This is a genomic window from Streptomyces sp. NPDC092296, assembly GCF_044755465.1.
In the GTDB taxonomy this organism is placed as follows: domain Bacteria; phylum Actinomycetota; class Actinomycetes; order Streptomycetales; family Streptomycetaceae; genus Peterkaempfera.
The window spans coordinates 421881-429551 of sequence record NZ_JBIVRB010000004.1 but is presented as its reverse complement, the minus strand read 5'-3'; the positions used below and the strand labels follow the sequence as shown (position 1 = coordinate 429551).

The window sequence follows — 7671 nt, the reverse complement described above, 5'->3', positions numbered from 1 at the left end:
GGAACCCTCTCACAGGCTCCTCCGGGCGCTTCCCTTCGGTTTCACCAGCTTATCAGACCCGCTTACCGCGTTTCCGACCCCCGCTGGCGGGGTTCTTTTCCGAACTTCGCTCCAGAGCCTATCAGAACCTTGGAACTCCGTTTTTCGGATTCGCTGCCCCGGGGCGCACGTGACCGCATCGAATTTTGGGATTCTCTGCGAGTCAGCGATGTGCCAACCGGACCGGCGATGTCGTAGACATTAACGCCTGCTCTCAACCGTGTCCAGTCGGAGGCAACCGTTCAAACCTACTCGCACACCGGACCGCTGTCAATGGCTCGGTGGCGTGATCATGAGACTACCAGGTCAGCGGGGTCGCCTGCACATCGCCTCAGGCGGCGACCGGCAGCTCATCGGTACGGTCGGCCGCCTCCACGTCCCCGATGTCACCCGCCAGGTGCGCCCGGCGGCCCGGCAGGAAGACGTAGGCCAGGAAGAGTGCCTCCGCCAGGCCGCCGATTCCGATGCGGGCCCAGGTGGGCAGGCCGGAGGGGGTGACGAAGGCTTCCAGGACGCCCGAGACCAGCAGGACCGCCGCCAGGCCGATGACCATGCCCATGGTGGCGCGGCCCTCCTCGGCCAGGGCGGTGGCCCGGGTGCGCGGGCCGGGGTCGATGACCGTCCAGCCGAGGCGCAGGCCCATGCCGGCGGCGACGAAGACGGCGGTCAGCTCCAGCATCCCGTGTGGCAGCAGCAGGCCGAGGAAGAGGTCGAGTCGGCCGGCCGAGGCCATCAGTCCGACGCCGATGCCGATGTTGACGATGTTGCCGGCCAGTGCGTAGAGGACGGGGAGGCCCAGGGCCACGCCGCCGATGAGGCAGAGGGCGGCTGCCCAGGCGTTGTTGGTCCACACCTGGGCGGCGAACGAACCGGCCGGGTGGCTGGAGTAGTAGGTCTCGTACTCGCCACCGGGGCGGGTCATCTGCCGGATCTCGTCCGGTGCCGCGATGGTGGCGCGTACGTCCGGGTGGGTGCCGACCCAGACGGCGACGACGGCGATCAGGGCCAGTGACACCAGCGCGGTGGGTATCCACCACCTCCTGGTGCGGTAGAGGGCGGCCGGGAAGGTGGTCGCGAAGTAGCGTCCGGCGTCCTGCCAGCCCGGGGACCTGGCGCCGGTCACGGCGCTGCGGGCGCGGGCGACCAGCGAGGTCAGCCGACCGACGAGGGCGGGGTCGGGGGCGCTCGACTGCACCTGGGAGAGGTGGGCGGTGACCCGCTGGTAGAGCTCGACGAGTTCGTCGGCCTGCTCGCCGGTGAGGCGGCGGCGCCGGCACAGCAGCTCCAGCCGGGCCCACTCCGCGCGGTGGGTGGTGACGAAGACGTCCAGGTCCATGCGCGGGGCTCCAGTGACGGCGGGCGGACGGGGGCACCAGCTTGCCAGAGGCGGTGACCGGCTTCCGGGCGTCCCGGCGGCGGCCGTATGTTGACCGCAGCAGATCGCGGGCGGGCTGCTGCCGGGGCCGGGTGGCCGCCGGCGTACCGGTCCGCGCGAGGAACTGCGCCGACCGCAGGGCGGTGCGCGAGAAGCGGGTGGGTGCTGTGAGCGACCTGGTGACCGGCGAGGCCGTCGTCCTGGGGGTGCAGCCTGCGAAGCTTCCCAGCCGGATGATCGCCTACGCGCTCGACCTGGCCGTGCTGCTCGTGGTCATCTTCGTGTTGACGCTGGGGCTGGCGTTCGCCGCCCCGGACCTGGACGACGCGGCGGCTGCGGCGGCGGTGCTCAGCCTCACCGTGGGTGTCTTCGTCGGCGTACCCGTGGCGGTGGAGTCGCTGTCCCGGGGGCGTTCGGTGGGCAAGCTGGCGCTGGGGCTGCGGGTGGTCAGGACCGACGGCGGGCCGGTCAGGTTCCGCCATGCGCTGGTCCGCGGGCTGGTCGGGTTCTTCGAGATCATCCTGCTGGTCGGCGTCCCCGCGACCGTCAGCTCACTGGTCTCGGCCCGGGGGCGGCGGCTGGGCGATGTCTTCGCGGGCACCCTGGTGGTCCGCGAGCGGGTGCCGGGCGCCCGGGGTGGCAAGGCGCCGCTGCCGCCGCTGCCGCCCGGTCTGCTCCAGGCGGTGGGCGGGCAGCTGGCCGCGCTCGACCTCTCGGCGGTGCCGGACGGGCTGTGGCTGGCGGTCCGGCAGTACCTGGGCCGGATGCACCAGCTGGACCCGCAGATCGCCTGGAGCATGGCGCAGCAGCTGGCGTCGGACGTGCTGGCGCGTACCGGCGGGGCCGCGCCGCAGGGGCTGCACCCGGCGGCGTTCCTCGGGGCGATGCTGGCCGAGCGGCAGCGGCGGGAGTGGGTGCGAGCCGCGGGTTACCAGCAGCCGGCGTACCCGGCGGCGATGCCCATGCCCATGCCCATGCCCATGCCTATGCCTATGCCGACCAAGCCGGTGGCCGCTCCGCCCCCGCCCTTCACCGCCCCCGGGCCGGTCGGCCCGCCGCCTGCGGCGGCCCCCGACGCTGCCCCTGCCGCTGCCCCCGTCGAGGACGACCGGGGCAGCGGGAGCGGCTTCGCGCCGCCGTCCTGAGCGGTCGTCAGCCGCTTGGGCGCTGCTGGTTGGGCGGGGCGTCGAGTTCCTCCAGCTCCACTCCGGGGGCGGCCAGGACCACGTCTCCGGCCAGGTGGACGACGTACTGCTCGCCGGTTTCCAGGTCCGCGACGCTGTAGCGCTCCACAAGCAGCGGGCCGTTGTCAGTGGCGTGTGATTCGATTCCGTCCAGTGACCAGCCCTGGTCGAGAGTGCGTGGTGCGAGTACGGGTTCGGTGAGGGCGACCAGGCGCAGCCGTGCCTTGCCTCCGGGTTCCAGCCGGAGCAGCCGGGCGGTGGCGACCAGGAATGCGGGCGAGCGGCCGGTGAAGGCGTGGGCGCGGTCATGCCCTTCCGTGGCATGGCTGCCGTCGGGGTCGGAGGCATGGGTGCGGACCCAGGCCAGACCGTCGAGGGTGCCCCCGCGGATCTGCCAGTCCCCGGCGCGCAGTTGGAGGCGCAGGGGTCGGCCGAGGGAGTCGAGGGTGAGGTCGACGGCGCCGTCCGGGGTGCCGTCGGCGGTCGATGTCTGCGAGGTGTAGCGCCAGCCGGCGGGGCCGGGGGCGCAGCTGAAGCGTTCTTCTCCGAGGGGGGTGTCGTCGTGGGGATCGTGCAGGGAGTAGCGGCCGCTGGGCATAGCCGCATGCTACGGCGGGAGCGGGCCGGGCCCCGGACCTGGCAGCAGGTCCGGGGCCCGGCGGGTGGTGCTTGGGCGTGGGTGCGGGTGTCAGTAGCGGTAGTGGTCCGCCTTGTACGGGCCCTCCACCGGCACGCCGAGGTAGGCGGCCTGGTCGTCGGTCAGCGTGGTGAGCTTGACGCCGAGCGCGTCCAGGTGGAGGCGGGCGACCTTCTCGTCCAGGTGCTTGGGGAGGGTGTAGACGCCGACCGGGTACTCCTCGGTCTTGGTGAACAGCTCGATCTGCGCGATCGTCTGGTTGGCGAAGGAGTTGGACATCACGAACGACGGGTGGCCCGTCGCGTTGCCCAGGTTGAGCAGCCGCCCCTCGGACAGCACGATCAGCACCTTGCCGCCGGGGTAGGTCCAGGTGTGGACCTGCGGCTTGACCTCCTCCTTGACGATGCCGGGGGTGCGCGCCAGGCCGGCCATGTCGATCTCGTTGTCGAAGTGGCCGATGTTGCCGACGATCGCCTGGTGCTTCATCCGCGCCATGTGGGAGGCCAGGATGATGTCCTTGTTGCCGGTGGTGGTGACGAAGATGTCGGCGATCTCCACCACGTCCTCAAGGGTGGTGACCTGGTAGCCGTCCATCGCCGCCTGGAGCGCACAGATGGGGTCGATCTCGGTGATGATCACCCGCGCGCCCTGGCCGCGCAGCGACTCGGCGCAGCCCTTGCCGACGTCGCCGTAGCCGCAGACGACGGCGACCTTGCCGCCGATGAGCACGTCGGTGGCCCGGTTGATGCCGTCGATCAGCGAGTGGCGGCAACCGTACTTGTTGTCGAACTTCGACTTGGTCACCGAGTCGTTGACGTTGATCGCCGGGAAGAGCAGGGTGCCGTCGCGGTGCATCTCGTACAGCCGGTGCACGCCGGTGGTGGTCTCCTCGGTGACGCCCTTGATCGCGGCGGCGGCCTCGGTCCACTTGCGGGGGGACTCCGCGAGCGTCCGGTTCAGCAGCTGCAGGATGATCCGGAACTCGTCGTTGTCGGCCGTGGACGGGTCCGGGGCGGCGCCGGCCTTCTCGTACTCCACGCCCTTGTGGACCAGCAGCGTGGCGTCGCCGCCGTCGTCCAGGATCATGTTGGGGCCGACCTCACCGGGCCAGCTGAGCGCCTGCTCGGTGCACCACCAGTACTCCTCCAGCGTCTCGCCCTTCCAGGCGAAGACCGGGACGCCGGCCGGGGCCTCGGGCGTGCCGTGCGGGCCGACCGCGATGGCGGCGGCGGCGTGGTCCTGGGTGGAGAAGATGTTGCAGGAGCACCAGCGGACCTGGGCACCGAGCGCCGTCAGCGTCTCGATCAGGACCGCCGTCTGCACGGTCATGTGCAGCGAGCCCATGATGCGGGCGCCCGCCAGCGGCTGCGTGGCGGCGAACTCCTTGCGGATCGCCATCAGGCCGGGCATCTCGTGCTCGGCGAGCTGGATCTCCTTGCGGCCGAAGGCGGCCAGGGAGAGGTCGGCGACCTTGAAGTCGCCGGTGGTCTGGGAAGCCATGCGTCTGCTCCTCGCGCTGATTGTGGGGCGGTGCGGGCGCGCCGGGTCGGTCCCGGTGCGAAGGGCTGGTCCGGTGTGCTGCGGCGATGGGCCGAGGCGCGCGGGTGCGCGGCATCACGGAGGCGGTGGTGCCCGGCGGACGGACACGCCGATCCTCACGGGTTGCGCACCCGTGGTCCCCAGGGTCCGGCGGACCGGTCCCCTCGCTCCAGCACAGCCCGTCGGAGGCCCTCTCTCCCTCGACCGGTGCGTGCGGCGGACCGCGCGCCGTCCGATCGACCGCCATCAGCAGCGACGTCTGGCTCTGGGCACGAATCTACACCGAAGGCCCGGCCGCAGGACCGGGCTTCCCGGGATTTTGGCCACTTCGCCGAGGGCGCCGGCCCCCGGCCGTTGCGGTCAGTGCGTGTGCGGAGCAGGGTCCGGGCCACCGGGGGTGGCCTCGGGGTCGGGGCCGGCGGCGGCCTTCTCGGCGCTGTAGACGTCGGGCTCCAGGTAGATCACCCGGGCGATGGGCACTGCCCGGCGGATGCGCTCCTCGGCGGCGTCGATCGCCTGGGCCACATCGGCGGCCGTGTCGTCGTGCCGGACGGCGATCTTGGCCGCGACCAGCAGTTCCTCCGGGCCGAGGTGCAGGGTGCGCATGTGGATGACGTCGACCACGGTGTCGTGGTCGACGAGCGCCGTACGGATCTCGGCCACGGTCTCCCTGGTGGCGGACTCGCCCAGCAGCAGGCTCTTGGTCTCCACGGCCAGCACCAGGGCGATGACGATCAGCAGGATGCCGATGCACAGGGTGCCGGCGCCGTCCCAGACACCGTCGCCGGTGATGATCGCCAGTCCGACGCCGAGCAGCGCCAGCACCAGGCCGATCAGCGCGCCGAAGTCCTCCAGCAGCACCACCGGCAGCTCGGGGGCCTTGGCCCGCCGGATGAACTGGTGCCAGCCGAGGGAGCCCCGGGTGAGGTTGGACTCCTTGACAGCCGTCCGGAACGAGAACCCTTCGGCCACAACGGCGAAGACCAGCACGCCCACGGCCCAGTACCAGCTGTCCAGCGGGTGGGGGTGCCTGATCTTCTCGTAGCCCTCGTAGACGGCGAACATGCCGCCCACCGAGAACAGCACGATCGAGACCAGGAAGCCGAAGACGTAGCGCTCCCGGCCGTAGCCGAAGGGGTGCTCCTCGGTGGCCGCCCGCCTGGCCCGCTTGCCGCCGAGCAGCAGCAGGCACTGGTTGCCGGAGTCCGCGACGGAGTGCACGGCCTCCGCGAGCATCGAGGAGGAGCCGGTGACGACGAACGCCACGAACTTGCTGGCCGCGATTGCCAGGTTGGCGCTCAGGGCAGCCACGATCGCCTTGGTACCGCCTGCTGCACTCATGGTGCGGTCGGGTCCTTCCGCCGGGCCCTGCGGGGCCTGCTGGTCTCGTCCGGCGGTGGGGCGGTGCCGCTGCCTGGCGCGGCACCGACCGGGGTCGTCCCCGCCGTGGCGCGCCATTCTCGCATCAGGGCCCGCCCGGCGGACGGGGGGAAGGCGCTCGGCTGCGCGGGCGCCCGGGGCGTGGCTGACGGCGGGGCTGCCCTTGGGCCAGGAGGGGCACCCGGGGGCCGTGCGCCCGGGTGGTCAGAGGGCGACGGTGGCGCGGAAGACGACCGCGCCGATGCCGCCGACGCGGACGTCGGTGCCGTCGGCCGGCAGGTAGGCGGAGCGGCCGGGGGCCAGGGTGAGGGTGCTGCCCGCAGCGTCGGTCAGCACCGCCTCGCCCGCTGCGCAGAGCAGGATCTGCGGGGTCCGGCCGTCCAGCGTCAGGCTGCCGTCCCGCACCGTGCAGCGGGAGAGCCGGAATTCCGTGACCGGAGCCGGGTACAGCTCCTCGCCGGGCGTCCCGGGCACCGGCGACGGGCTCAGCACGGCGGGCTCGGTGGCACGGAAGTCGACCACGCGCAGCAGTTCGGGGACGTCGACGTGCTTGGGGGTGAGGCCGCAGCGCAGCACATTGTCGGAGTTGGCCATCAGTTCGACGCCCAGGCCGCTGAGGTAGGCGTGCGGGACGCCGGCGCCCAGGTACATGGCCTGGCCGGGTCGCAGCCGGACCCGGTTGAGCAGCAGCGCCGCGATGATCCCGGGGTCGCCGGGGAAGTCGCGGGCGGCGGCGGCGTATGCGGCGCAGTCGGCGGCGTACGGGCCGTCGCCCAGTGCGGCCTTCTCCAGCGCCTCGGCCACCTCGGCCGCCATGGCCGTACCCCGGTCGCGGTCGGTGCCGAGGACCTCCGCGAGCACCGTGCGCAGGGCCTCGGCCTCGGGGGCGGTGCGCAGCGTGGCGGTCCAGCGCTCCAGTGCCGGTATGCCGAGCGAGTCCAGCAGGTCGGCGCTGGCCGCCGGGGCGCGGAAGCCGCACAGCCCGTCGAAGTCGCTGAGCGCGCAGATCATCTCGGGCTTGTGGTTGGCGTCCTTGTAGTTGCGGTGCGGGGCGTCCAGCGGTACGCCGCGCGCCTCCTCGTCCGCGAAGCCCGCCTGAGCCTGCTCCAGGGTGGGGTGCACCTGCACCGACAGGGCGTGACCCGCCGCCAGCACCTTGAGCAGGAACGGCAGCGTCGGGCCGAAGCGCTCCAGGGTGGCGGTGCCCAGCTCGGCCTTCGGGTCGGCGGCGATCACCTCGGCCAGCGAGCACTCACCGTCGCCGCGGTCGACCCGCGACGGTGCGCCGGGGTGGGCGCCCATCCACAGTTCGGCCTGCGGCTCGCCCGTGGGTTCCTGGCCCAGCAGCTCCGGGATGGCGGTGGTGGAGCCCCAGGCGTACGGGCGGACGGTGTTCACGAGGCGGTCCATGCGCGCTGCTGCTTCTTCCTGCGTCGGGGAGCGGTGCGTCGGAGGGCTCTGCTTCTGGGGGCTCTGGTCTTGGGGGCGCTGCTTCTGGGGGCTCTGGTCTCGCGGGC

At 72.4% G+C, this 7671-nt stretch carries 6 protein-coding genes; 1 reads left to right on the top strand and 5 read right to left on the bottom strand.

All coding sequences use genetic code 11. The features are described 5' to 3' along the window. Nucleotides 1–370 precede the first annotated feature (370 nt). Nucleotides 371–1375 (bottom strand): stage II sporulation protein M, encoded by a 1005-nt coding sequence (locus ACIQGZ_RS14975; RefSeq protein WP_402601955.1) that lies wholly within the window; start codon nt 1373–1375, stop codon nt 371–373. Between the two features lie 206 nt (nt 1376–1581). Here ACIQGZ_RS14975 and ACIQGZ_RS14970 point away from each other — a divergent pair, with 206 nt between their 5' ends. After that, a complete protein-coding gene (locus tag ACIQGZ_RS14970; RefSeq protein ID WP_402601953.1) occupies nt 1582–2559 on the top strand; it encodes an RDD family protein in 978 nt (325 codons plus the stop codon). Nucleotides 2560–2566: 7 nt separating this feature from the next. On the opposite strand, the gene ACIQGZ_RS14965 is transcribed toward ACIQGZ_RS14970, so the two are convergent. The 4 genes from ACIQGZ_RS14965 to manA all read right to left on the bottom strand — a co-directional run bounded on the left by ACIQGZ_RS14965 (nt 2567) and on the right by manA (nt 7564). Continuing rightward, complete coding sequence (locus ACIQGZ_RS14965) at nt 2567–3196, bottom strand: hypothetical protein (protein WP_402601952.1); 630 nt, start codon at nt 3194–3196, stop codon at nt 2567–2569. Between the two features lie 90 nt (nt 3197–3286). Then, on the bottom strand, nt 3287–4735 hold the full coding sequence (gene ahcY / locus ACIQGZ_RS14960; protein ID WP_402601950.1) for an adenosylhomocysteinase: 1449 nt from the start codon (nt 4733–4735) through the stop codon (nt 3287–3289). Between the two features lie 399 nt (nt 4736–5134). After that, nucleotides 5135–6115: a cation diffusion facilitator family transporter gene (locus ACIQGZ_RS14955; protein ID WP_402601948.1), complete on the bottom strand. Its 981-nt coding sequence runs from the start codon at nt 6113–6115 to the stop codon at nt 5135–5137. A gap of 243 nt (nt 6116–6358) precedes the next feature. Further along, a complete protein-coding gene (gene manA, locus ACIQGZ_RS14950; protein WP_402601946.1) occupies nt 6359–7564 on the bottom strand; it encodes a mannose-6-phosphate isomerase, class I in 1206 nt (401 codons plus the stop codon). Between the last annotated feature and the right edge of the window lie 107 nt (nt 7565–7671).

Bases quoted from the DNA above. Each gene is read 5' to 3' on its own strand.
- manA (WP_402601946.1), bottom strand. From the start codon at position 7,564: ATGGACCGCCTCGTGAACACCGTCCGCCCGTACGCCTGGGGCTCCACC.
- ACIQGZ_RS14955 (WP_402601948.1), bottom strand. From the start codon at position 6,115: ATGAGTGCAGCAGGCGGTACCAAGGCGATCGTGGCTGCCCTGAGCGCC.
- ACIQGZ_RS14965 (WP_402601952.1), bottom strand. From the start codon at position 3,196: ATGCCCAGCGGCCGCTACTCCCTGCACGATCCCCACGACGACACCCCC.
- ACIQGZ_RS14975 (WP_402601955.1), bottom strand. From the start codon at position 1,375: ATGGACCTGGACGTCTTCGTCACCACCCACCGCGCGGAGTGGGCCCGG.
- ahcY (WP_402601950.1), bottom strand. From the start codon at position 4,735: ATGGCTTCCCAGACCACCGGCGACTTCAAGGTCGCCGACCTCTCCCTG.